The organism is Brachybacterium ginsengisoli (assembly GCF_002407065.1).
GTDB classification, from domain to species: domain Bacteria; phylum Actinomycetota; class Actinomycetes; order Actinomycetales; family Dermabacteraceae; genus Brachybacterium; species Brachybacterium ginsengisoli.
Window position 1 is genome coordinate 1,866,963 of the sequence record NZ_CP023564.1, and the last position, 21,868, is coordinate 1,888,830.

Here is a 21,868-nt window from a genome sequence, read left to right on the forward strand (position 1 = left end):
CAGGGGCGGACCCGGTCATGACCAGCTCGCGACGAGCTTCGTGCTGTTCTCTCGCATGACGCGAGGATAGTCCGCGTCCTCGGACTGCTGGGTCTCGAGGTTGTCGAGCTCCTCGCTGCTGATCCCGAGGTTCGAGGCGAGGGTCTGGGCGACCTTGGGCGAGGCCGTGCTCTCGAAGAAGATCGTCGTGACGCCCTCCTCCTCGACCACGGACTCCAGGGCGAGCAGTCGCTGGGGCGAGGGCTCCGACTCGGGGTCGACGCCCGAGATGCCGATCTGGTGGAGGCCGTATCGCTGGGCGAGGTAGGCGTAGGCGGCATGGCTGGTGACGAAGGGCCGCTCGCCCGCGACCGCGCCGAAGGACTGCTTCAGCTCGGCGTCGAGCTCCTCGAGCTCGGTGCGCAGCGTCGCGGCGGCATCGGTGAAGGCCTCGGCGTTCTCGGGAGCGAGCTCGCTCAGGCGGTCGGCGAGCGCGTCTCCGAGGTCGGCCATCAGGGCGGGGTCGTGCCAGAAATGCGGGTCGTTCGGTCCGTGGTCATGTCCCTCGTGGGACTCGCCCTCCCCGGCGGCGTGCTCGTCCTCCTCCGCATGGGCCGCGTGCTCCTCCTCGGTCTCTCCGGCGTGCTCGTCGTGCGCCGCGTCGGCCGGCAGGAGCGTGACCACGGAGGAGACATCGAGCACGTTGTCCGCGCCGTGCTTGGCGATGGCGTCGTCCAGCGCCGTCTGGAATCCCGGGATCTGGAGCACGAGGTCGGCCTGCTCGACGGACATCACCTGTTGGACGGAGAGCTCGAGGCCGTGGGCGTCGGCGCCGGGGGAGGAGAGGTCGGTGAGGTCGACGTGCTCCCCGCCGATACGCGTGACGAGATAGGCCAGGGGATATGCCGAGGTCACGACGGTCAGGCCGCCGCTGCCGCCGCTGTCGTCCCCACAGGCGGCGAGGAGGGCCGCACCGGCACCGAGGCCGGCGGCGGTGAACAGGGTGCGACGGGTGAGGCGGAGCGGAAGCGTCATGACAATCATTCTCACGAGGCGGCGGGAGCGGTGCAAGTCGACAGGCCCCAGAAGCCCGTCGGCGTGGGCACGCTCACAGGACGGGGATGGCTATGCTGGGGCGGTCCCGATACACACCGTCACCAGGAGTCCCCCCGTGGCCAAGGCCCCCGCCAGCACGCTGGACAACGTCATCGCACTCGCCAAGAAGCGAGGCTTCGTGTTCCCGGCCGGTGAGATCTACGGCGGTACCCGCTCCGCCTGGGACTACGGGCCCCTCGGCGTGGAGCTCAAGGAGAACATCAAGAAGCAGTGGTGGCGCACCTTCGTGCAGTCCCGCGGTGACATGGTGGGCCTGGACTCCTCGATCATCCTGCCCAAGCGCGTGTGGGAGGCCTCCGGTCACGTCGACACCTTCACCGACCCCCTGGTGGAGTGCCGCAGCTGCCACAACCGCTTCCGCGAGGACCACCTCCTGGAGGCCTTCGAGGCGAAGAAGGGCCGCGCCCCCGAGGGCGGCATGGCCGAGATCGCCTGCCCCAACTGCGGCACCCGAGGCGAGTTCACCGAGCCGCAGGAGTTCTCAGGCCTCATGAAGACCTACCTCGGCGCGGTCTCGAACGAGTCGGGCCTGGCGTACCTGCGCCCCGAGACGGCGCAGGGCATCTTCGTGAACTTCCTCAACGTCGTCACCGCCACCCGCCAGAAGCCCCCGTTCGGCATCGGCCAGGTCGGCAAGGCCTTCCGCAACGAGATCACTCCCGGCAACTTCATCTTCCGCACCCGCGAGTTCGAGCAGATGGAGATCGAGTTCTTCACCCCGCCGGCGGAGGCGGACCAGCACTTCAAGGAGTGGGTCGAGGCCTGCTGGGACTGGTTCATCGACCTCGGCATCGACGCGGACAACCTCCGTCGCTTCGACGTCCCCGAGGACGAGCGCGCCCACTACAGCGCCGGCACCATCGACCTCGAGTACCGCTTCGGCTTCCAGGGCAGCGAGTGGGGCGAGCTCATGGGCATCGCCAACCGCACCGACTTCGACCTCACCAGCCACACCGACGGCTCGGGCACGAAGATGCAGTACTTCGACCAGGCGAACAACGACCGTTACACGCCGTACGTCATCGAGCCGTCCTTCGGCCTGACCCGCTCGATGATGGCCTTCCTCGTCGACGCGTACACGGAGGACGAGGCCCCCAACGCGAAGGGCGGGGTCGACAAGCGCACCGTGCTCAAGCTCGATCCGCGGCTCGCCCCGGTCAAGGCCGCGGTCCTGCCGCTGTCCAAGAGCGAGGACCTCGTGCCCCGCGCGACCGAGCTCGCCGACCGCCTCCGCAGGCACTGGAACGTCGAGATGGACGTCACCCAGGCCATCGGTCGTCGGTACCGCCGTCAGGACGAGATCGGCACGCCGTTCTGCATCACCGTCGACTTCGAGACCGCCGAGGACCAGGCCGTCACGATCCGCGAGCGCGACACCATGGCGCAGGAGCGCGTCGCCCTGGACCAGGTCGAGTCCTACCTCGCCGGTCGACTGCTCGGCGCCTGAGGACGAGGATCCGTCGAGGACGGGGCCGACGGGGGAGCACCCCGTCGGCCCCGTCCTCATGAAGGGGAGGTACGTGGCACAGTGCACTCCATGAGCAGCGTTCCCGGCCTCGAGCTGTCCCGCGCCTACTACGAGGAGGTCGTGGCGCCCCTCCTGCAGCGGCATGCGGCGGGGCTCGAGCACGCGGCGGCCCGGCTGGGGTCCGGATCGGACGTGCTCGGCTTCGACGATGCGCAGTCCCGCGACCACGACTGGGGCCTGCGCCTCACGCTGCTGGTGGAGGGCGGCGCCGCCGGAGAGGTCGACGCGCTGCTGGAGCGGGAGCTGCCCCGGCTGTGGCGCGACCATCCCGCGCGCTTCGCGACCACCTGGGATCCCGTGGTGCGCCAGCGCGTCCAGGTCGCCTCCGCGGCGGACTTCGCGTCCTCCCGGGTGGGGATCGCCCCGGAACGCCTGTCCGGGGACGCGCCGATCGAGATCATCGACTGGCTGCAGCTGACCGGTCAGGCCGCCCTCGAGGTGACCGCCGGCCCGGTGCTCCACGACGGCACCGGGGCGATCACCGCCATCCGGGACCGTCTGGCTCGGTACCCGGAGGACATCCGCCGGTACGCGATCGGAGCGGACTGGACACGGATCGGCCAGGAGCTGCAGGACGTGGGTCGGGCGGGGCTGCGCGGGGACGAGGACGGCTCCTCGGTGATCGCCGCGCGGCACGTGCGCACGCTGTTCCATCTCGCCCATCTGCTGCATCGCCGCTGGGCGCCGTACGGCAAGTGGCTGGCCCGCTCCGCGGCGGCGCTGCCGGGCGGGGGAGCGCTGCGCATCGCCGCGCTCGAAGCGCTCCAGGCCCGGGACTGGCGGTCCCGACAGGCGGCGATCGCGGATGCGGCCGAGCTCGTCGCCGAGCTCCAGGGCCAGGTGGGCCTGCCCACGCTGGACCCCGCCACCGAACCCTTCTTCGAGCGCCCCCACGTGGGGCTCCGAGGCCTGCCGGAGCTCCTGCAGGAGGAGATCTCGGACCCGGCGGTGCGGGCCCTCAGTCCCGGGATCGGCACGGCCGAGCAGATCAGCGATCACGTCAGCGTGCTGGTCGATCCGGAGCTGCGCCGGCGGCTCGTCGGCGGCTGAGCGCGGGACCCCGCCCCGGCGCTCGGTTCCTCCCCACGGATCCTCGACGCACATCACCACCCCGCCACCTCCCGCCGAAGCCCCAGTGATGGGACAATCGCAGGACGATGACCCTTCTCCACGACGCCCCGCCCTCCGCCCCCGCCCAGGCCGCACCCGGCAGTGCCTCGGCGGCTGCTCGGCGACCGCTCACGATCGGGTCGCTCACCGTGGACACCCCGGTGATGCTCGCCCCCATGGCCGGGGTCACCAACATGGCGTTCCGGGTGCTGTGCCGCGAGTTCGGGTCGATGCACAGCCAGGACGACGGCGGGCTGTACCCCACCGAGATGGTCACCACCCGGGCCCTGATCGAGGATCATCGCGAGTCCTGGCGGCTGCTGCGCATGGCGGATCGCGAGTCCCCGCGCTCCGTGCAGCTCTACGGCGTGGACCCCGCGGTCGTCGCCCGTTCGGTGAGCATGATCCTGGAGCGCGACGGCGCGGACCACATCGATCTGAACTTCGGCTGCCCGGTCCCCAAGGTCACCCGCCGCGGCGGCGGCGGCGTGCTGCCCTGGAAGGACGAGCTGTTCACGCGCATCCTCCGCGCGGCGGTCGCGGCCGCCGGCGACGTGCCGGTCACCCTGAAGACGCGCAAGGGCGTCGACGACGACCACCTGACCTATCGCGACGCGGGGCTCATCGCCCAGGAGGTCGGCGCAGCCGCGATCACGCTCCACGGCCGCACCGTCAAGGAGCAGTACTCCGGCACCGCGGACTGGAGCTCGATCGCGGACCTCAAGCAGACCGTCACCGACATCCCGGTGCTCGGCAACGGCGACATCTGGTCCGCCGAGGACGCGCTGCGCATGATGGACGAGACCGGCGCCGACGGCGTCGTGGTGGGCCGTGGCTGCCAGGGGCGCCCCTGGCTCTTCGCGGACCTCGCCGCCGGGTTCTCCGGCTCCGCCGAGCGGGTGCGCCCGGGCCTCGGCGAGGTGGCGCGCATCCTGCGTCGGCACGCCGAGCTGCTGGTCGAGTTCTACGAGGACGAGGACCGCGGCGTGAAGGACCTGCGCAAGCACGTGGCCTGGTACTTCAAGGGCTACCCCGTCGGCGGCGACATGCGCCGGCGACTGGCCACCATGGAGTCCCTCGCCGATCTCGAGGCGAAGCTCTCCGAGCTGGACCTCGACGCCCCCTACCCGGGCGCGCCCGTCGAGGGTCCGCGCGGCCGCGCCGGCCACGGGCGCAACGCCGCCGTGCCCCAGGGATGGATGGACTCGCGCACGCTGGACGACGACCACCGCCGCCGCCTCCACGAGGCCGAGCTCGACATCTCGGGAGGCTGAGCCGGTGCCCACCCCGACCCCTTCCGCACCCGGCACCCCGCCCACCGGGTACACGGAGCACGACCTCGAGCGCTTCGCTCCCGAGCCGCCGAAGTCCCAGGCCCGCACGCCCTTCCAGCGGGACCGAGCCCGGGTGCTGCACTCCTCGGCGCTGCGGCGCCTCGGGGCCAAGACGCAGGTGCTCGGAGCGGGCGCGAACGACTTCGTGCGCACCCGTCTCACCCACTCCCTCGAGGTCGCCCAGGTGGGCCGTGACATCGGTGCGGAGCTCGGCTGCGACCCCGACATCGTGGACGCGGCCTGCCTCGCCCACGACATGGGTCACCCGCCGTTCGGGCACAACGGCGAGAAGGTGCTCGACGCCCTCGCCTCCGACTTCGGGGGCTTCGAGGGCAACGCCCAGACCCTGCGCCTGCTCACCCGCCTCGAGCCGAAGGTCATCGGCGAGGACCGCCCCTACGGGCTGAACCTCACCCGCGCGAGCGTGGACGCCGCCATCAAGTACCCGTGGACGCGGGGCCGGGGCCCGGTGCCGAGCTCCCCGAAGTTCGGGGCCTACGCCGATGACGTGCCCGTCTACGAGTGGGCCCGTCAGGGCTCCGTGCCCGGCCGGAAGTGCTTCGAGGCCCAGGTCATGGACCTCGCCGACGACATCGCCTACTCGGTCCACGACATCGAGGATGCGATCACCGGGCTCACCCTCGACCTGCAGAAGCTGCAGGACCCGCTCGAGCGCTCCGCCGCGCTGTACGTGGTCCAGGACTGGTACATGCCCGAGGAGTCGATCGAGGAGCTCGACGCCGCGCTGGTCCGGCTCGAGGCCGAGCCCAGCTGGCTGCTGTCCTTCACCGGGTCGATGCGCTCCGCCGCCGCGCTGAAGAACATGGCCAGCCAGCTGATCGGCCGCTTCACGCGCTCCGCGATCACCGCCACCCGCGCAGCCCACGGCGAGGGACCGATCTCCCGCTACAGCGGCGACGTGGTCGTGCCCGAGCAGACCCATCTCGAGATCGCCGTGCTCAAGGGCCTCGCCGCCGCGTACGTGATGTCCTCCGCCTCCCAGCAGCCCGTGTACGAGGCGCAGGAGGAGATCATCCGCGACCTCTACTCGCGGCTGTGGAACACCGGCACCCAGTACCTCAGCCCGCTGTTCGCCGAGCTCTGGCAGGACGCTCCGGACGACGACTCCCGTCGGCGGGTCGTCGTCGACCAGATCGCCTCCTACACCGACGTCACCGCTCGGCGGCTGCACGAGGTGCTCTTCGACCGCACCCTCACCCACGTCACCGCGGCGGACACTCCGCTGCCCGGCCTCGGATCGGAGCTCTGAGCGGGTGGCACAGGGACTGATCCGGCGCAGCGACGTGGACCTCGTGCGCGAGCGCTCGCGCCTGGACGAGGTGGTCTCCGAGCACGTCACCCTGCGCACCGCCGGCATCGGGTCGATGAAGGGGCTGTGCCCCTTCCACGACGAGAAGACCCCGTCCTTCAACATCCGCCCCCAGCTCGGCCACTGGCACTGCTTCGGCTGCGGCGAGGGCGGGGACGTGATCTCCTTCGTCCAGAAGATCAACCACCTCAGCTTCGTCGAGGCGGTCGAGATGCTCGCCGCCCGCTACGGCGTCCAGCTCCAGTACGAGGATGCCGGCGAGGGCCGTGAGCGCACCGACTTCGGGACCCGGCGCCGGCTCCTGGACGCGCATGCGATCGCCGAGGAGTACTACAGCGAGCAGCTCGACGGCCAGGCGGCCGAGGTGGGCCGGCGCTTCCTCACCGAGCGCGGCTTCGACCAGGACGCGGCGGCACACTTCGGCGTCGGCTTCGCGCCCGAGGGCTGGGACTCCCTGACCGGTGTGCTGCGGAAGCGCGGCTTCACCGAGGCGGAGCTCGTGGCGAGCGGGCTCGTCTCGCAGGGGCAGCGCGGGGTCTACGACCGCTTCCGGGGGCGCCTGGTGTGGCCGATCCGCGACATCACCGGCAGCACCATCGGCTTCGGCGCGCGGCGCCTGCTGGAGTCCGACAAGGGCCCCAAGTACCTCAACACCCCCGAGACCGCGATCTACCACAAGTCCAACGTGCTCTACGGCCTGGACATCGCCCGCAAGGACATCTCCACCCAGCACCGCGTCGTGGTGGTCGAGGGCTACACCGACGTCATGGCCGCCCACCTCGCCGGCGTCACCACCGCGGTCGCCTCCTGCGGCACCGCCTTCGGCGCCGAGCACGTGAAGATCGTGCGCCGCGTGATGGGGGACTCGAACCCCTCGGCCGGGCTGCGCCTGAACACCGACGGCCGCGGGCTGAGCGGCGAGGTCATCTTCACCTTCGACGGCGACGCCGCCGGTCAGAAGGCGGCGCTGCGCGCCTTCGAGGAGGACCAGCGCTTCGTCGCCCAGACCTACGTCGCCGTCGAGCCCGGTGGGATGGATCCCTGCGATCTGCGGATCACCCAGGGCGACCAGGCGGTGCGGGAGCTCATCGAGACCCGTCGGCCGCTGTTCGAGTTCGCGATCCGCACCGCGATCTCCCAGGTCGACCTCGACACCGTGGAGGGCCAGGTCACCGCCCTGCGGATGGCGGCGCCGGTGGTCGCCCGGATCCGGGATCGCGCGATGCGCCCCGAGTACGCGCGGAGGCTGTCGGGCTGGCTCGGCATGGACGAGGGCACGGTGCTGCGAGCCGTGCACGACGCCGCTCGCGCCGAGGGCCGCGGCGGTCACCGCGCCGAGGAGGCCCGGCCGGCGGCGTCGACGGGGGAGCCGGGCGGGGCGCCGGCGGAGGAGAGCCCCGTGATCCCCATGGCGCGCCTCGCGGACGTCGTCAACCCTCGTGATCCCGTGGGGCAGGTGGAGACCCAGTCGCTCGCGGCGATGCTCCAGTCGCCCCAGCTGCTGGAACCCGAGAAGGTCGCCTCGCTGCCGGACGACTCCTTCCACGTGCCCGCCCTGCAGGGGGTGTGGGACGTGATGCTCGCCGCCGGCACCCTGCTCGACGCCGTCGAGGGCCGCCTCCATGCGGCGCGGTACCTCGAGCAGGTGCTCGAGATCGCCGGGGAGACGGTGCGCCCGCTGATCGTGGAGATCGCCAACCTCGATCTGCCCGCCCGCGACGAGGAGGGGCTGCGTCGGCTCGGCCACTCGCTGCTGGACCGGCTCACGGAGCTCTCGATCACCCGGGAGTACTCGGTGCTCAAGCAGCGCCTGCAGCGCACCGACCCCGCGGACGGGGAGCGCTACCAGGAGATCATGTCGCGTCTGGTGCAGGTGCAGGGCAGACGGCGCGCACTGCGCTCGAGCGAGGACTGACCCGCGCCGGCGTCCGCTTCTGGGCGCGTTCCCGGGCCCGGCGCCGCACGGTGCGTCCCAGCTCGATCCCGCCTCCCAGTGCGATCGCGAGCCCGATCCCTGCGCCCACACCCACCAGCGGCTGCTCCTGGAAGACCGCTCCGCCCAGCATCCCGATGCCCACGCTGTACAGCGACCAGAGGGCGGCGGCGATCGCGGCGAAGCCCACGAAGCGCCGGCGCGGGTATCCCACGATCCCGCTCGCGAGGGTGGTCGCGGTGCGTCCGCCGGGGATGAAGCGCGCCGAGATCAGGAGCATCCCGCCGCGCTGGGCCAGCTCCCGCTCCGCCCAGCCCAGCAGCGCCCCGCCCCAGCGTCGACCGCGGAACCAGCGTGCGATCGGTCCGGCGCCCCTCCCCAGATGATGGGCCGTCACGTCCCCGATCAGCGCGCCCGCCCAGGCCGCAGCGAACAGCCCGAGGGCATGCGGCTGCCCGGTGACGGCATAGGCGCCCGCCGCGATGATGACGGTCTCGGAGGGCACGATCGGGACGATCCCGTCGAACGTCGCGAGACCGATCACGAGCAGGTACAGCCAGGGCGAGGCCATGAGGCTCTCGGCGAGCTGGAGGACGGCATCCATCGGCAGGTTCCTGTGGTCGAGGTGGTGTGGTCGAGGTGGTCCCGCCACGCTAGGAACGCGGCAGGGGCCCCGGACACGGGGCGGACCGTGGAGGTGCCGCGGCCGTCCGCAGGGAGCATTACGGAAAACCGGAACCGGGGGAGGGGCATCCCCTCATGGGCACTGCTCAGGCACCTTGGTAGCGTGGCCGGGCATCGTCCGACCAGCCGGTCCGACGATCCTGATCCCTCGGAGAAGCCCTTCCCATGCGCCTGCCCGATCTCTCTCGCATCACGGTGCCGCGCGAGCCCGTGCGGCTCGCGCGCCGTGCCTTGCGGCACGTGGTGGGGACGGTGCTGGGCCTGCTGTTCGGCGCCCTGCTGCTGCTGACGATCCCGCTGCTCGTGATCCGTTGGCGCGGCCCGTTCCGGCGGGCGAGGCGCTGGGAGACCTGGCGCCTCGAGCGGTTCTACCGGCTCCGGCTGGGCGCTCCTCCGGACACCTTCCTGGGAGGCCGACGGGCCCTGCTGCACGCGGTCCTCGCCGGTGTGCTCGGCTACGTGATGATCGACCTGCTGCTGCTGGTCGCCAGCATCGTGCTGGGCAGCGCCACTCAGACGATCATCGCCGAACCGGTGGTCTTCGAGTACGCGCTCTTCGTGATCAGTCGCCCGGCGCTTCCGGTGCTGCTCATCTTCGGCACCTCGAGCCTCCTGGCCGCCGCGCTCTTCGCCGAGGCCGCGGCCTGGCTGCAGTCGGCGCTGCTGCGCCGCTGGACCTCGGTGAGCCGGGAGGACGCCCTCGAGACCCGCATCAGCCGCCTGCTGACCACCCGCCGCGGGGTGGTGCTCGCCATCGACGACGAGCGCCGACGGATCGAGAGGGACCTGCACGACGGGGTGCAGCAGAACGTGGTGTCGCTGTCGGTCACCCTGGCTCGGGCCCGTCGGATGAGCGACCCTCAGCGGGCGAGAGAACTCCTGGATCAGGCCCACGCCCAGTCGCAGTCGCTCATCGAGGAGGTGCGCCAGGTGGCCTGGCGCGTCTATCCCAACGCCCTCGACGAGCACGGGCTCGCCACGGCGCTCGGTGACGTGGCCGCCGCGAGTCCGCTGCCGGTGCACCTCGACCATCGCGTGGAGGGGGAGATCCCCCGGGCGGTGGAGTCGGCGGCCTACTTCGTGGTCCGGGAGGCGGTCAACAACGTCGTCAAGCACGCCCGGGCCACCGAGGTGCACCTCCAGCTGATGGTCGAGGGATCTCCCGGTCGGCGGTCGCTGCGGGTGAGCATCCGCGACGACGGTGTGGGCGGGGCGGATCCCGAGGGCGGGGGGCTGCAGGGCCTGGCCCGTCGCGTCGCCGCGCTGGACGGTACGGTGAAGGTCGACAGCCCGCTCGGCGGGCCCACCGTCATCACCGCGGAGCTGCCCTGTGACTGAGACCGAGATCGGATCCCCGCTCGGAGTCGTGCTCGCCGACGACGCCGTGCTGCTGCGGGAGGGAGTGCGCAGCCTGCTGGAGGACGAGGGCATCGAGGTGCTCGCCTCCGTCGGCGACGGCGAGGAGCTGATCGCCGAGGTGGAGCGGCACCGGCCGCGGCTCGCGATCGTGGACGTGCGGATGCCGCCCACCCACACGAACGAGGGACTGCTGGCGGCCCTGCGGATCAAGCGCGAGCATCCGCAGATCGGCGTGCTCATGCTGTCCCAGCACGTCGCGCGCGAGTACGCCAGCGAGCTGCTCAGCACCGATGCCCCCGGCATCGGATACCTGCTCAAGGACCGCATCACCGAGATCGACGGCTTCCTCGACGCCGTGCACCGGGTGGCCGAGGGCGGGACCGTCATCGACCCGGCAGTGGTCCGCTCCCTGCTGCGGGCCCCCGAGCAGCAGCGCGCCGTCTCCCGACTCACCCCGCGAGAGATCGAGGTGCTCGAGGCGATGGCGGAGGGGCTGTCCAACCGCGGCATCGCCGAGCGTCTATTCCTCTCGCTGAGCACCGTGGAGAAGGCGATCAGTGCCATCTTCGACAAGCTCGAGCTCACCGGCGACGAGCAGACCAGCCGCCGCGTCCAGGCGGTGCTGCGCTATCTGGACGAGCGCTGACGTTCACAGCAGGCGCGGAGCCTCAGCGGTGATCTCCTGGATCGTCCGCTGGGCGCGCCGTGCCAGCAGCGCGAGCGTTCGGGCGGTGCCGTCGGCGAGGTCTCCGCTGCGCGTCACCTCCTCCAGGAACTCGGTCGCGACCACCGCATCCTGCAGCCGGCCCAGCGATTCGTGGATTCCGGTCGCCTGCTCGTAGTGTTCTGCCGCTGCCGACGCGACGGGAAGCAGCATCTCCGCGGCGTAGCGCCAGCGCTTGGCCGCCTTGCGGGCCGAGTGCAGGGCATGCAGATCCTCTCCGGCGGCGAGCAGCCGGGCTCTGACCTCTTCCCGTGCGCTCTCGAGCAGGCGCAGGAGCTGCGGGTCGGCGAGCCGCGGTGGCACCTGCTGCCAGGAGTCCAGCCGGTCGGCGACGCGACCCCACCGCTGGTCGCCGCGGCGCTCGGCCACCTGTGCGAGCGCGGTGCGTCGGCGCGCGGCGAGCGCGGAGGCGAGGACCTCCCGCACCGGGCCCTGCGCCGATGAGGGGGGAAGGGAACTGATCTGCGCGCGCAGCTGCTCGGACAGCACGTCCGTGTCGCGCAGTTCGCTGAGGGCGCGGGCGACGAACTGCAGGTCACCATCGGAGGGTGCGGGAGCGGCGTGCGGCGGGTCGGGTGAACCCGGGAAGGAGCGCAGCGTCGCCCTCAGACGGCGCAGCGAGGTGCGGAGGTCGTGCACGGTCTCCACCGTGAGAACCTGATCGAGGTCTCCCGCCTCGGCGCGCTCGATGGCGCGCAGCCCCAGCACGGCACGCTCCGCGTGCTCGCGGACGTACTGGGACAGCGTATCCTCGATCGCCACCGGGACCTCCTGACGGTCGTGTCGCGGGCGCCACCGTGGTCGCCCGCCCGTAGGACGTATGTCCTGCCCAGCTCCGTACTGACGGCTCTGCCGACTGCTCACCGCGCTCCGTACCGTCGATGGCGGACATCGACTCACGATGGACCTTCGCCCACCAGGAGCATCCCATGCCGAACGACCCTACCGACCTCCGCACCGTCTCCTCGAGCAGCACCGATGGATTTCCTTCGCCACCCTCCTGGTCACGGATCCCCGGGATGAGCTCGCCCCAGGCCGCAGCGGTCATCGCCTGCGCTGCGGCGGGCGGGCTGCTGATCTGGGCCGCCGCAGTGCCGTTGGCGGGCCTCGAGCTCGAGGTCGCCGGCGCGGGGCAGCGGGTCGGGCCCACCTCGATCATCATCGCCGCACTGGTCGCCGGGGTCGCCGCCTGGCTGCTCCTGGCACTTCTGAGCAGGCTGGCGCACGGCAGGACCGTATGGACCGTCGTCGGGTCCGTGGTCCTCCTCCTCTCCCTGGCCGGCCCCGCGATCTCCGGAGCCGGCGGAGCCGTGCTCGTGGTCCTGGAGCTGATGCATGTCGTGGTCGGCGTGGTGCTGCTCCTCGGTCTGCGCCGACGTGCTGCTCCCCGGCGCGGTGCCGGGCGTACCGTGGGCACGGAGTCCTCATGAACACTCGCTCCCGCCCTGAGCCGCCCCCGCCCGCCGAGTGCGACGTGAGCCTGCTGCCCTGGGCCGCCCGACGCCCCGCCCTGGGGTACGCGCTGCTCTGGCTGCCGCTGCTGCTGCTGTCCCCGGTGGTGGCCGCCGTCCAGCACGGCCGCTTCGGCCAGCTGACGGTGCTGCTGCTCCTGGCCGGAGTGCACGTGGCCACCGTGCTGGTGCGACATCGCACAGGCTCCGGCCACAGGGCGGGCAACCCGTCGGCACTCCCCGCCGATCTGCTCTCCGAGTCGCTGGTCGCCGTCTCCACGCTGGTGGTGATCGGATATCAGATCCTGTGGAATGAGCATCAGGTGTTCCTCTACCCGTTGCTGGCCCTGGGCATGGCGGTGGGCATCCGACGGCACCTGGCGATGGGCGTCGTCGGCGGTCTCGCGATCAGCGGCGGTGTCGCCGCGGGGATCACCAGCGGGGATCTCGCCGATGCGCTCCTGTTCACCGTCGTGACCTACATGGCCGGCCTGAGCGCGTTCCTGATCGACCGTCTCCTGGAGACCACCGTGCAGCTGCGTGCCACCCGCGAGCAGCTCGCCCGCACGGCGGTGCTCGAGGAGCGCGAGCGCTTCTCCCGGGATCTGCATGACCTGCTGGGGCACACGCTCTCGCTGATCGTCGTGAAGGCCGAGGCCGTACGGCGATTCGTCCCCACCGATCCTGACACCGCCGCGGAGCATGCCCGCAGCATCGAGGAGATCGGCCGCAGCGCCCTCGGCGAGGTGCGCCAGGCCGTGGTCGGATATCGGGAGACCTCGCTCGCGGACGAGCTGGAGGCCGCGCGCACCGTGCTCGAGGACGCCGGGATCCGGTGCGACGTCGAGACCCTCGCCGATCCGGGCACTCTGCCGAGGCCCGTGGATCGGCTGTTCGCGTGGGTGGTGCGTGAGGGGGCCACCAACGTCCTGCGCCACGCCCGGGCGCGGACCTGCCGGATACTGGTGGAGACGGGCGGGGGAGAGGCGACGCTCGAGATCACCGATGACGGCACCGGGGGCGAGGACCCGCTGCGAGTCGGGTCGGGCCTGACCGGACTGCGGGAGAGAGCTGCGATGCTGGACGGCGTGCTCGCCGCAGAGCGACTGCCCAGCGGGTTCCGGCTCGGTGTGAGCGTGCCCCTGCGCGAGGAGGAGGAGAGCTCATGAACGACAGGGTGACCGAGGACGGGGCCGCACGCGAGAGCTCCGGCCTGCGCACCTCCGTGATGATCGCCGAGGACCAGACCATGATGCGCTCCGCGTTGGCCGGGCTGCTCGGCCTCGAACCCGATCTGCAGGTGATCGGCGAGGTGGGGCGTGGTGACGAGGTGGTCGCCGCCGTCGCTGACCTCCGCCCGGACGTGCTGATCCTGGACATCGAGCTGCCCGGTCGCAGCGGCCTGGACGTGATCCCGGAGGTGCGCGAGCAGAATCCGGACACCGCGATCATCGTGGTCACCACCTTCGGTCGGGCGGGATACCTGCGTCGCGCCATGGACGCCGGGGCACGGGGATTCCTGGTCAAGGACGACCCGGTCGAGGACCTGGCCTCCGCGATCCGGACAGCGGCCTCCGGCGGCACCGTCGTGGATCCAGGACTGGCCGCCCAGGCGCTCGCGGCCGGTCCGAGCCCGCTGACCCCGCGGGAGCGGGAGGTGCTCTCCGCCTCCGACGGCGGGGTGCCGATCTCGGAGATGTCCGCAGCGCTCCACCTCTCCTCGAGCACGGTGCGCAACTACCTCTCCAGCGCGATCGGGAAGACCGGGGCCCGCAACCGGGCGGAGGCGCTGCGCTGCGCGCGCGATCAGGGGTGGCTGTGAGCACCGGACTCCACGCGGCGAGAGCATCTCCCCCTGGCGTCTCCGCACGCGATCATGGTCGCCATGGGCGCTCTTCCCCCACGCTTCCCGTACGGACACGTTCCGAAGAGGGTGGAGATGCAGTCCGGGTAGGCCAGGCGGGGCTTGAACCCGCGACCGACGGATTATGAGTCCGCTGCTCTGACCGGCTGAGCTACTGGCCCGTGCCCTGCGTGCAGGGCGGTCTGAAATCTATCACGGAGAGGGACGCTGACCTGCCCGGACGCAGAACCTCAGGGGAGTGCGCCGGCGATCGTCTCAGCCCGCGACGCGGGTCGCGGCGGCGCCGCCGGTGCGGGTGTCCCCGGCCGTTCCCGAAGCCGTCTCGCGCACCACACGGATGCTGGGTCGGTCCCCGGCGCGGGAGGCCGCCATCCACTGCTCGAAGACCGAGCCGCCCGGTGCCGCCGCGCTGCGCTGGAGCAGCGGCTCCGAGCCCACGGCCAGCTCGATCGCCGGACCGCGCGGAGCGGGAGCCGTCGTCTCGCGGGCGGCGGCGATGGCGTCGCGGAAGGCGGCGCCGGAGCTCTTGAGGCGTCCGCCCTCGTCGAACAGCCCGAGGGTGTGCTCGAGCGGCGGGAAATCGGCGAGCGACCGGGAGACGTCGTGCGAGCACCACCAGGTGATGCCCCACAGCTCGGGGCACTGCAGCGAGTTCTCCACCGTGCTGCGCACGAACCAGGGGACGTCGTCCTCCTCGAGGATGCTGCGGGGCGCGCCCACCTCCTGGAGCCAGAGCGGTCGCTCGGGAGCAGGGGAGAAGGCCCGCGCCAGCTCGAGGTAGTACTCGGTGCGGTGGGCGACCTCGTAGGAGCGGGCGCCGTAGCGCTGGCCGGTGCCGTCGAAGATCCAGGAGTGGACCACCGTCGCGTCCCCCAGCTGCGCGGACTGGTCGGGGGTGAAGGCGTGGTCGTCCATGAACCAGGCGGCGTCGTAGTTCGCGACGGTGTGCATGCCCTGCGGCGCTCCGTCCCGCGCCGCCTGCAGGAGGGTCCGTGTCCAGGTGGCGGCCTGCTCGACGCTCAGCGGGTCGGGATCGGGATGGTTCGAGGCCGAGAACTGGTTGACCTCGTTGCCGAGCGTGAGCCCCAGGAGGTTCGGGGAATCGGCCAGACGGCTCGAGAGCGAGCGGACCAGATCCGCGGCCGCGGCGATCACCTCGGGATCGGTGAACATGTTGCGGCGATGCCAGGTGGCGAGCCAGCTGGGGATGAAGTCGAAGCTCGAGAGGTGGCCCTGCAGCGCATCGACCACGACGTCCAGGCCGAGCTCGGCGGCGACGTCCACCACGGCGCGCACGTCATCCAGAGCCCGCGGGCGGATGAAGGTGCGATTGGGCTGGAGCAGGGGCCACAGCGGGAAGATCCGGATATGGTCGACCCCGAGCGAGGCGACGGCGGCGAGGTCCTCGCCGACGGCGTCGAGGTCCAGGTCGAGCCAGGAGTGGAACCATCCCTGCCGCGGCGTGTAGTTCACGCCGAATCGCGGTCGAGCGTCACCGGCCGGGAGGCGGGGGGAGACTGACATCGTGTCCTTCCATCGGACGGTGGTCGAGGGCGGTGCTCGAAGGCGGTGCTCGAAGGTGGTGTTCGCTGCGGGATGCGGGCGGAGCAGGGGGTCGGAACCTCTCCGTCCAGACCTGCCGGCTCACCCGCTGAAATGTTACTGTAGCGCTTTAGTCATGGCCCGGGGCAGGGCATCTGCCGGCGGCCGGAGAGAGTGGACGATGACCACCAGCAAGCAGGGCCGCCAGCCTGGCAGCGGCCGGGGCCAGCGTGTGACGATCGCGGACATCGCCCGTCGTGCCGGCGTGACTCCGGCGGCCGTCTCCCTCGCCGTCAACGGGCGCCCCGGCGTCTCGGACGCGACCCGGGAGCGGATCATGACGATCGCCGAGGAGCTCCGGTGGGAGCCCTCGCCCTCCGCGCGCGCTCTCGCGGGGGCGCCGGTGCTCACCGTCGGGATGGTGCTGGCGCGTCCGGCGGAGGTGCTGGGCACCGAGGCCTTCTTCGGCGCCTTCGTGGCCGGACTGCAGGAGGTCCTCAGCCGCCGCGACTACTCGCTGCAGATGAAGATCGTCGAGTCCACGGATGCCGAGATCGACACCTTCCGGCGCTGGTTCGCCCAGCGACGGGTCGACGGCGTGGTCGTGGTGGACCTCCGTCAGGACGATCCGCGCATCCCTGCGCTCGAGGACCTCAGGCTTCCCGCCCTCGTCGTCGGCGGGCCGGGGCATCACGGCGCCCTCCCGGCCGTCTACGTCGACGACGCCCATGCCACCCGGCTCCTGGTGGACCACCTGGCCGAGCAGGGCCATCGGCGCCTCGCGCGCGTGGCGGGCGACGGGGAGCTCCTGCACACCCTGCAGCGCGACCGGGCCTTCGAGGAGCGCTGCGCCGAGCTCGGCCTCGCCGGGGTCTCGCAGGTCGCCGGATTCGGGACGCGCGGCGCCGAGATCGCCGCCGCAGAGCTCCTGGCCCGCCCGGAGCCGCCCACCGCGATCATCTTCGACAGCGACGAGATGGCCCTGGCCGGAGCGCATGTCCTCGAGCAGTCCGGGTCCCGCATCCCGCAGGATGTCGCGGTCGCGAGCTTCGAGGACTCAGCGCTCACCCGCACGCACCGTCCTCCGATCACCGCGATCGGCCGTTCGGCGATCGAGTACGGACGGGTCGCGGCGACCCGTCTGCTCGAGGTGATCGAGACGGCAGGGACCCGCCCCAGCACGCCGGAGGCGGCCGCGGAGGAGGCTCGCGCCATCGAGCCCGTCCTCGTGGTGCGAGAGTCCACCCGGGCCGATGCGGTTCGGCCGCCGGCCTCGGGCGATGCCCCTGCGGCGGCAGGGTAACCTTCGTCATAGTGCCCGGTCGAGGCGGGGTTCCGAGATGCGAAGGCCCCCGTATCCCTGCTACTCTCGTCCAGGTCGATCCCGCATAGCTCAACGGCAGAGCACTCGACTGTTAATCGAGCGGTTCTTGGTTCGAATCCAAGTGCGGGAGCCCTTGCAGGAGCACAGCCCCGGATCATTCCGGGGCTGTTGCATTTCCGCCCGGTTCTCCAGAAGGAGCAGGTCGATGACCTCCGTCCCCGATGAGCGTTTCCCGCTGCCGGAAGGCTTCGGTCCCGGCAGCGTCTGGGCTGATCGCACCGGCCACCGCACGCTCGTGGGCCGCACCCAGCGCGGGGTCGAGATCCCGATCGGCCACGGCGAGGGCGAGGTCAACCCCGGCGAGCTGCTGAAGCTTGCGCTGATCGGCTGCGCCGGAATGAGCAGCGACGTGAACCTCTCCCGCCGTCTCGGGGACGACTTCGCCATGCGGCTGTGGGCGCACGGCACCTCCGACGAGGCCGACAACCGCTACCTCTCGATCGCCGAGGAGGTGCAGCTGCCGCTCGAGGGGCTCACCGAGAAGGAGATCGCGACCGTGGTGAAGGTGTTCGGCCGCGCCGTGGCCGCAGGATGCACTGTCGAGCGCAGCGTGGTGCCCGGCATCGAGGTCACCCACCGCGTGCTCGGCGCGGAGACGGATGCCCCGGAGGAGCAGGCATGACCATCCGACCCATCCGCATCGTCGGCGATCCCGTGCTGCGCACGCCCTGCGACCCGATCCGGACCATCACGGACGGCACCCGCACGCTCGTGCAGGACCTCATCGACTCGGTCGACGACGAGGGTCGCGCCGGGGTGGCCGCCAACCAGATCGGCGTGAGCCTGCGCGCCTTCTCGTGGAACCTCGGAGAGGAGGGCGGCCTGGGCTGCATCCTGAACCCGGTCATCGTCGAGCTCTCGGAGGACCTCCAGCACGACGACGAGGGCTGCCTCTCCGTGCCGGGCCTCTTCTTCCCGCGCACCCGCTCCGCCTACGCGCGCTGTGTGGGCACGGACGTCGAGGGCCAGGAGATCGAGCTGGCGGGGGAGGGTCTCGTCGCCCGCCTCATCCAGCACGAGGTGGGCCACCTCGACGGAGCGCTCTACATCGACGGCCTCGAGCGCTCCGTGAAGAAGCGGGCGTTGCGCCAGATCAGGGAGACCCTCTAAGCTCTGCAGTGACAGGCACGCACTGATCACAGAACCCTCCGCAGTACCGATTCGTTGGGGAAGACGCATCGGACACCGGAAGGAACGAGATGACCCAGGGCGTTCTGTACATCCACTCCGCTCCGCGGGCCCTCACGCCGCATATCGACTGGGCCGCCAGCGGAGTTCTCGGCGTACCCGCACGCATCCGCTGGGAGGACCAGCCGGTGGGCCGCGGGCTGCAGCGCGCGGAGATGACCTGGCGCGGCCGGGAGGACACGGGCGCACGCCTGGTGAGCGCCCTGCGCGGCATGCACGAGGTGCGCTTCGAGGTCACCCAGGAGTCCACCGCCACCGTGGACGGCGCCCGCTGGAGCTGCACCCCCGAGCTCGGCATCCATCATGCCGCGACCGATCACGCCGGAAACATCGTCCTGACCGAGGACCATGTGCGCGGCTGCATGGAGCGGGCGGGCGACGATCCCCTCGCGCTGCGCCGTGAGCTCGGCATCGCGCTCGGCGGCCCGTGGGACGAGGATCTGGAGATCTACCGGCACGCCGGCGAGGGCGTGCCGATGCGCTGGCTGCACCGCGTGAGCTGAGGCGTCTCGGGACCTGCTGACCCGCAACAGGACGAGGTCCGGCACATCCTCCATCGGGGAGGGTGTGCCGGACCTCGTCATGGGTGGCGGTGCTGCGCCGTGCGGCGCTGCCGCTCAGGCGCTGGTGAACACCACGGTGACGTCGTGGCCGCCGAAGCCGAAGGCGTTGTTCAGCACGGCGATGTCACCCGCGGGCAGCTCTGCCGTGCGGCCCTGGGCGATGGCCATGGGCGTGGCCGGATCGAGGTTCTCGATGTTGATCGTCGGCGGGACCGTGCGGTGGTACGAGGCGAGCGTCGAGAAGACGGACTCGAGCGCGCCGGCGCCGCCGAGCAGGTGCCCGGTCATCGACTTGGTCGAGGTGACGACGATCTGATCGGTCTCGCCGTCCAGTGCATCGGAGACGGCGTTGAGCTCGCCGATGTCCCCGAGCGGGGTCGAGGTGCCATGGGCGTTGACGTGGACGATGTCCTTGGCGGTCAGATCCGCGTCCTCCACGGCCTCGCGCACCGCGCGGGCCTGGCCCTCGGCCGAGGGCGCGGAGATGTGGTGCGCATCCGAGGCCATGCCGCGGCCTGCGGCGTAGGCGTACACGCGGGCGCCGCGAGCGGCGGCGTGCTCCTCGCTCTCGAGGACCAGGATCGCCGCGCCCTCACCGAGCACGAAGCCGTCGCGGTCCACGTCGTAGGGCCGCGAGGCGTGCTCCGGGTCATCGGTGCGGCTCGAGAGCGCGCGGATGTTCGCGAAGGCGGCGAGCGTCATCGGGTGGATGGACGCCTCGGTGCCGCCCACCACGACCACGTCGGCCCGGCCGTCCCGGATCATGCCCATGCCCAGCGCCACGGCCTCGGAGCCCGACGCGCAGGCGGAGACGGGGGTGTGGGCGCCGGCGCGGGCGCCGAGCTCCATGGAGATCTGGGCGCTCGAGGAGTTCGCCATCAGCATCGGCACGGTGAAGGGGTTCACGCGACGGGCGCCGCGCTCGCGCACGACGTCCCACTGGTCCAGCGTGGTCCAGATGCCGCCGATCCCGGAGCCGACGACGACGCCGAGACGGGTCGGATCGACCTCGGGGGTGCCGGCGTCGGCCCAGGCCTCGCGCGCGGCCACGATCGCGTACTGGCCCGAGGGATCCAGCTTGCGCGTCTCGGGGCGGCTGAGGGAGTCGACCGCACCGGGGACGATCTGGCAGCCGAAGTTCACGGACAGGCCGTAGGTCTCCGTCCAGTCGTTGTCGAAGGTGCGCGCGGCGGAGGTCCCGGCCAGGGCTGCCTCCCAGGTGGAGGTCACGTCACCGCCGAGCGGGTTGACGGTGCCGAGGCCGGTCACGGCGACACGGGAACGGGGAGCGGACATACGGACCTCCGGGTCGGGGCGGCAGACGAAACGGCGACGCCCGGGACGGGATCGTCCCGGGCGTCAGGCGGGGCTCAGTTCTGAGCGCCCTCGATGAACTTGACGGCGTCGCCGACGGTGGCCAGGTTCTTGACCTCTTCGTCGGGGATGCGGACGTCGAACTTCTCCTCGGCGTTGACCACGATGGTCATCATCGAGATGGAGTCGATGTCGAGGTCGTCGGTGAAGGACTTGTCGAGCTTGACGTCCTCGGTGGCGACACCGGTCTCCTCGTTGACGATCTCGGCGAGGCCCGCGAGGATCTCGTTCTCCGTGTGTGCCATGGGTGCTCCTTCAGGTGTGCGGATGAGTGGCGGTCACAGACTACTAGTGCTACTGCACGGTAATCGGTCACCGGGGATTGTGTCCGAGCCGCGGCGTGACGCGGTTGACAATCATGTCGGGATGATCGGGACGACCGGCAGGCGGATCGTGCCCCGGTCAGGGCAGGATCAGCACCTGCCCGGCGTAGGCGAGGCCCGCTCCGAAGCCGAACTGCACGAGCACGTCGCCGCTCGTGGCGGCGCCCTCCTCGATCAGGCGGTGCGTGGCCAGCGGGATCGAGGCGGCAGAGGTGTTGCCGGTCTCGGCGATGTCGCGGGCGATGACGACGCGCTCGGGGAGCTTCAGCTGCTTGGCGAGCTCGTCGACGATGCGCATGTTGGCCTGATGGGGCACGAACACGTCGACGTCGTCGATGGTCAGCCCGGACTTCTCGAGCATCTCCCGGATCTTCTCCGCGGTGTGCCACACGGCCCAGCGGAACACGGTGCGGCCGTCCTGCTCGAGGGTGGGCCACCCGGCCTTCCCGTCGCGGAAGTCGATCAGGGAGTTCGTCATCCGGATGGTGCTCCAGCTGTCGCCGTCGCTGCCCCACACGGTGGGTCCGATCCTCGGCGTGTCGCTGGGGCCGACGACCGCGGCGCCCGCGCCGTCGCCCAGCAGGAAGGAGATCGAGCGATCGGTGGGGGAGACGACGTCGGAGAGCTTCTCCGCCCCGATCACCAGCACGTTGCGGGCGGAGCCGGAACGGATCAGGGAGTCGGCCTGGCCGATCCCGTAGGCGAAGCCGGCGCAGGCTGCGGAGATGTCGTACGCGATGACGTCCGGCCGGCCCAGCTCGCCGGCGAGCAGGGTGGCCAGGGAGGGGGTCTGGTAGGGGAAGGTGATAGTGGAGACGATGATCGCGTCGAGCGTCCCCAGATCGATGCCGGAGCGCTCGACGGCTTCCTTCGCCGCGGTGAGCGCGAGGTCCTTCACGCCCACCTCGGCGCTCGCCCGGGTGCGGGTGACGATCCCGGTGCGCTGCTGGATCCACTCGTCGGAGGAGTCGATCGGCCCGACCAGGTCGTCGTTGGGGACGACGAGGTCGCCGCGCGCCGCGCCGTAGGCGAGGACCTGCGACCCGGCGACGGTGGGCCAGGTGGCGAGGGAGAGGGACATG

At 71.4% G+C, this 21,868-nt stretch carries 21 protein-coding genes and 2 tRNA genes; 15 read left to right on the plus strand and 8 right to left on the minus strand.

Translation table 11 applies throughout. From position 1 onward, the window contains the following. Nucleotides 1-15: 15 nt before the first annotated feature. On the minus strand, nucleotides 16-1,014 hold the full coding sequence (locus CFK41_RS08275; RefSeq protein WP_227873263.1) for a metal ABC transporter substrate-binding protein: 999 nt from the start codon (nucleotides 1,012-1,014) through the stop codon (nucleotides 16-18). A 136-nt stretch (nucleotides 1,015-1,150) separates the two neighbouring features. Here CFK41_RS08275 and CFK41_RS08280 point away from each other — a divergent pair, with 136 nt between their 5' ends. From CFK41_RS08280 to dnaG, 5 genes are all read left to right on the plus strand, one after another. Next, complete coding sequence (locus tag CFK41_RS08280; protein ID WP_096799229.1) at nucleotides 1,151-2,542, plus strand: glycine--tRNA ligase; 1,392 nt, start codon at nucleotides 1,151-1,153, stop codon at nucleotides 2,540-2,542. A gap of 90 nt (nucleotides 2,543-2,632) precedes the next feature. Beyond that, nucleotides 2,633-3,673: a DUF4037 domain-containing protein gene (locus CFK41_RS08285; RefSeq protein WP_096799230.1), complete on the plus strand. Its 1,041-nt coding sequence runs from the start codon at nucleotides 2,633-2,635 to the stop codon at nucleotides 3,671-3,673. A gap of 107 nt (nucleotides 3,674-3,780) precedes the next feature. After that, the gene (gene dusB, locus CFK41_RS08290) at nucleotides 3,781-5,007 is read left to right on the plus strand and encodes a tRNA dihydrouridine synthase DusB (RefSeq protein ID WP_096799231.1); all 1,227 of its coding nucleotides are present in this window, start codon (nucleotides 3,781-3,783) and stop codon (nucleotides 5,005-5,007) included. Nucleotides 5,008-5,011: 4 nt separating this feature from the next. Beyond that, nucleotides 5,012-6,337, plus strand: coding sequence for a deoxyguanosinetriphosphate triphosphohydrolase (locus tag CFK41_RS08295; protein WP_096799232.1), 1,326 nt, complete (start codon nucleotides 5,012-5,014; stop codon nucleotides 6,335-6,337). 4 nt (nucleotides 6,338-6,341) lie between these two features. Further along, nucleotides 6,342-8,312, plus strand: coding sequence for a DNA primase (gene dnaG / locus CFK41_RS08300; protein WP_096799233.1), 1,971 nt, complete (start codon nucleotides 6,342-6,344; stop codon nucleotides 8,310-8,312). On the opposite strand, the gene CFK41_RS08305 is transcribed toward dnaG, so the two are convergent. After that, nucleotides 8,251-8,934, minus strand: a complete 684-nt coding sequence (locus CFK41_RS08305; RefSeq protein WP_096799234.1) for a DedA family protein — start codon at nucleotides 8,932-8,934, stop codon at nucleotides 8,251-8,253. The genes dnaG and CFK41_RS08305 overlap by 62 nt on opposite strands. 245 nt (nucleotides 8,935-9,179) lie before the next feature. On the opposite strand from CFK41_RS08305, the gene CFK41_RS08310 reads away from it, so the two are divergent. Further along, a complete protein-coding gene (locus tag CFK41_RS08310) occupies nucleotides 9,180-10,352 on the plus strand; it encodes a sensor histidine kinase (RefSeq protein WP_096799235.1) in 1,173 nt (390 codons plus the stop codon). Further along, the gene (locus CFK41_RS08315) at nucleotides 10,345-11,019 is read left to right on the plus strand and encodes a response regulator transcription factor (protein WP_096799236.1); all 675 of its coding nucleotides are present in this window, start codon (nucleotides 10,345-10,347) and stop codon (nucleotides 11,017-11,019) included. Before CFK41_RS08310 ends, CFK41_RS08315 begins: the two co-directional genes overlap by 8 nt. Nucleotides 11,020-11,022: 3 nt before the next feature. Here CFK41_RS08315 and CFK41_RS08320 read toward each other — a convergent pair whose 3' ends face one another. Next, nucleotides 11,023-11,859, minus strand: a complete 837-nt coding sequence (locus CFK41_RS08320) for a CHAD domain-containing protein (RefSeq protein ID WP_169928803.1) — start codon at nucleotides 11,857-11,859, stop codon at nucleotides 11,023-11,025. A 257-nt stretch (nucleotides 11,860-12,116) separates the two neighbouring features. Between CFK41_RS08320 and CFK41_RS08325 the strand changes: the two genes are divergently transcribed. The 3 genes from CFK41_RS08325 to CFK41_RS08335 are packed head-to-tail and all read left to right on the plus strand — an operon-like array spanning nucleotide 12,117 to nucleotide 14,370. Beyond that, a complete protein-coding gene (locus CFK41_RS08325) occupies nucleotides 12,117-12,527 on the plus strand; it encodes a DUF6069 family protein (RefSeq protein WP_096799238.1) in 411 nt (136 codons plus the stop codon). Further along, on the plus strand, nucleotides 12,524-13,717 hold the full coding sequence (locus CFK41_RS08330; protein ID WP_096799239.1) for a sensor histidine kinase: 1,194 nt from the start codon (nucleotides 12,524-12,526) through the stop codon (nucleotides 13,715-13,717). Before CFK41_RS08325 ends, CFK41_RS08330 begins: the two co-directional genes overlap by 4 nt. Beyond that, on the plus strand, nucleotides 13,714-14,370 hold the full coding sequence (locus CFK41_RS08335) for a response regulator transcription factor (protein WP_096799240.1): 657 nt from the start codon (nucleotides 13,714-13,716) through the stop codon (nucleotides 14,368-14,370). Before CFK41_RS08330 ends, CFK41_RS08335 begins: the two co-directional genes overlap by 4 nt. A gap of 129 nt (nucleotides 14,371-14,499) precedes the next feature. On the opposite strand, the gene CFK41_RS08340 is transcribed toward CFK41_RS08335, so the two are convergent. After that, nucleotides 14,500-14,573 (minus strand) — tRNA-Ile (locus tag CFK41_RS08340). 94 nt (nucleotides 14,574-14,667) lie between these two features. Further along, nucleotides 14,668-15,936, minus strand: coding sequence for a glycoside hydrolase 5 family protein (locus CFK41_RS08345; RefSeq protein WP_096799241.1), 1,269 nt, complete (start codon nucleotides 15,934-15,936; stop codon nucleotides 14,668-14,670). Between the two features lie 199 nt (nucleotides 15,937-16,135). On the opposite strand from CFK41_RS08345, the gene CFK41_RS08350 reads away from it, so the two are divergent. The 5 genes from CFK41_RS08350 to CFK41_RS08370 all read left to right on the plus strand — a co-directional run bounded on the left by CFK41_RS08350 (nucleotide 16,136) and on the right by CFK41_RS08370 (nucleotide 19,029). Next, nucleotides 16,136-17,257 (plus strand): LacI family DNA-binding transcriptional regulator, encoded by a 1,122-nt coding sequence (locus tag CFK41_RS08350; RefSeq protein ID WP_096799242.1) that lies wholly within the window; start codon nucleotides 16,136-16,138, stop codon nucleotides 17,255-17,257. Between the two features lie 79 nt (nucleotides 17,258-17,336). Further along, a tRNA-Asn gene (locus CFK41_RS08355) sits at nucleotides 17,337-17,408 on the plus strand. 75 nt (nucleotides 17,409-17,483) lie between these two features. Beyond that, nucleotides 17,484-17,960 carry an OsmC family protein gene (locus CFK41_RS08360; RefSeq protein ID WP_096799243.1) on the plus strand — a complete coding sequence of 159 codons (477 nt, stop codon included), beginning with the start codon at nucleotides 17,484-17,486 and terminating at the stop codon, nucleotides 17,958-17,960. Then, nucleotides 17,957-18,448 carry a peptide deformylase gene (locus CFK41_RS08365; RefSeq protein ID WP_096799244.1) on the plus strand — a complete coding sequence of 164 codons (492 nt, stop codon included), beginning with the start codon at nucleotides 17,957-17,959 and terminating at the stop codon, nucleotides 18,446-18,448. Before CFK41_RS08360 ends, CFK41_RS08365 begins: the two co-directional genes overlap by 4 nt. Nucleotides 18,449-18,537: 89 nt before the next feature. Beyond that, nucleotides 18,538-19,029, plus strand: coding sequence for a DUF3145 domain-containing protein (locus CFK41_RS08370; protein ID WP_096799245.1), 492 nt, complete (start codon nucleotides 18,538-18,540; stop codon nucleotides 19,027-19,029). A 114-nt stretch (nucleotides 19,030-19,143) separates the two neighbouring features. Here CFK41_RS08370 and CFK41_RS08375 read toward each other — a convergent pair whose 3' ends face one another. The 3 genes from CFK41_RS08375 to CFK41_RS08385 form a co-directional block, all read right to left on the minus strand. Further along, a complete protein-coding gene (locus tag CFK41_RS08375) occupies nucleotides 19,144-20,385 on the minus strand; it encodes a beta-ketoacyl-[acyl-carrier-protein] synthase family protein (RefSeq protein WP_096799246.1) in 1,242 nt (413 codons plus the stop codon). Nucleotides 20,386-20,459: 74 nt separating this feature from the next. Continuing rightward, the gene (locus CFK41_RS08380) at nucleotides 20,460-20,708 is read right to left on the minus strand and encodes an acyl carrier protein (protein ID WP_096799247.1); all 249 of its coding nucleotides are present in this window, start codon (nucleotides 20,706-20,708) and stop codon (nucleotides 20,460-20,462) included. A 157-nt stretch (nucleotides 20,709-20,865) separates the two neighbouring features. Next, nucleotides 20,866-21,867: a beta-ketoacyl-ACP synthase III gene (locus CFK41_RS08385; protein WP_096799248.1), complete on the minus strand. Its 1,002-nt coding sequence runs from the start codon at nucleotides 21,865-21,867 to the stop codon at nucleotides 20,866-20,868. Nucleotide 21,868 lies beyond the last annotated feature (1 nt).

What these genes read in the sequence shown, in the direction of transcription:
- CFK41_RS08275 (WP_227873263.1), bottom strand. Translation starts at nt 1,014, where the DNA reads ATGACGCTTCCGCTCCGCCTCACCCGTCGCACCCTGTTCACCGCCGCC.
- CFK41_RS08285 (WP_096799230.1), top strand. Translation starts at nt 2,633, where the DNA reads ATGAGCAGCGTTCCCGGCCTCGAGCTGTCCCGCGCCTACTACGAGGAG.
- dusB (WP_096799231.1), top strand. Translation starts at nt 3,781, where the DNA reads ATGACCCTTCTCCACGACGCCCCGCCCTCCGCCCCCGCCCAGGCCGCA.
- CFK41_RS08305 (WP_096799234.1), bottom strand. Translation starts at nt 8,934, where the DNA reads ATGGATGCCGTCCTCCAGCTCGCCGAGAGCCTCATGGCCTCGCCCTGG.
- CFK41_RS08310 (WP_096799235.1), top strand. Translation starts at nt 9,180, where the DNA reads ATGCGCCTGCCCGATCTCTCTCGCATCACGGTGCCGCGCGAGCCCGTG.
- CFK41_RS08325 (WP_096799238.1), top strand. Translation starts at nt 12,117, where the DNA reads ATGAGCTCGCCCCAGGCCGCAGCGGTCATCGCCTGCGCTGCGGCGGGC.
- CFK41_RS08330 (WP_096799239.1), top strand. Translation starts at nt 12,524, where the DNA reads ATGAACACTCGCTCCCGCCCTGAGCCGCCCCCGCCCGCCGAGTGCGAC.
- CFK41_RS08335 (WP_096799240.1), top strand. Translation starts at nt 13,714, where the DNA reads ATGAACGACAGGGTGACCGAGGACGGGGCCGCACGCGAGAGCTCCGGC.
- CFK41_RS08345 (WP_096799241.1), bottom strand. Translation starts at nt 15,936, where the DNA reads ATGTCAGTCTCCCCCCGCCTCCCGGCCGGTGACGCTCGACCGCGATTC.
- CFK41_RS08350 (WP_096799242.1), top strand. Translation starts at nt 16,136, where the DNA reads ATGACCACCAGCAAGCAGGGCCGCCAGCCTGGCAGCGGCCGGGGCCAG.
- CFK41_RS08360 (WP_096799243.1), top strand. Translation starts at nt 17,484, where the DNA reads ATGACCTCCGTCCCCGATGAGCGTTTCCCGCTGCCGGAAGGCTTCGGT.
- CFK41_RS08365 (WP_096799244.1), top strand. Translation starts at nt 17,957, where the DNA reads ATGACCATCCGACCCATCCGCATCGTCGGCGATCCCGTGCTGCGCACG.
- CFK41_RS08370 (WP_096799245.1), top strand. Translation starts at nt 18,538, where the DNA reads ATGACCCAGGGCGTTCTGTACATCCACTCCGCTCCGCGGGCCCTCACG.
- CFK41_RS08375 (WP_096799246.1), bottom strand. Translation starts at nt 20,385, where the DNA reads ATGTCCGCTCCCCGTTCCCGTGTCGCCGTGACCGGCCTCGGCACCGTC.
- CFK41_RS08380 (WP_096799247.1), bottom strand. Translation starts at nt 20,708, where the DNA reads ATGGCACACACGGAGAACGAGATCCTCGCGGGCCTCGCCGAGATCGTC.
- CFK41_RS08385 (WP_096799248.1), bottom strand. Translation starts at nt 21,867, where the DNA reads ATGTCCCTCTCCCTCGCCACCTGGCCCACCGTCGCCGGGTCGCAGGTC.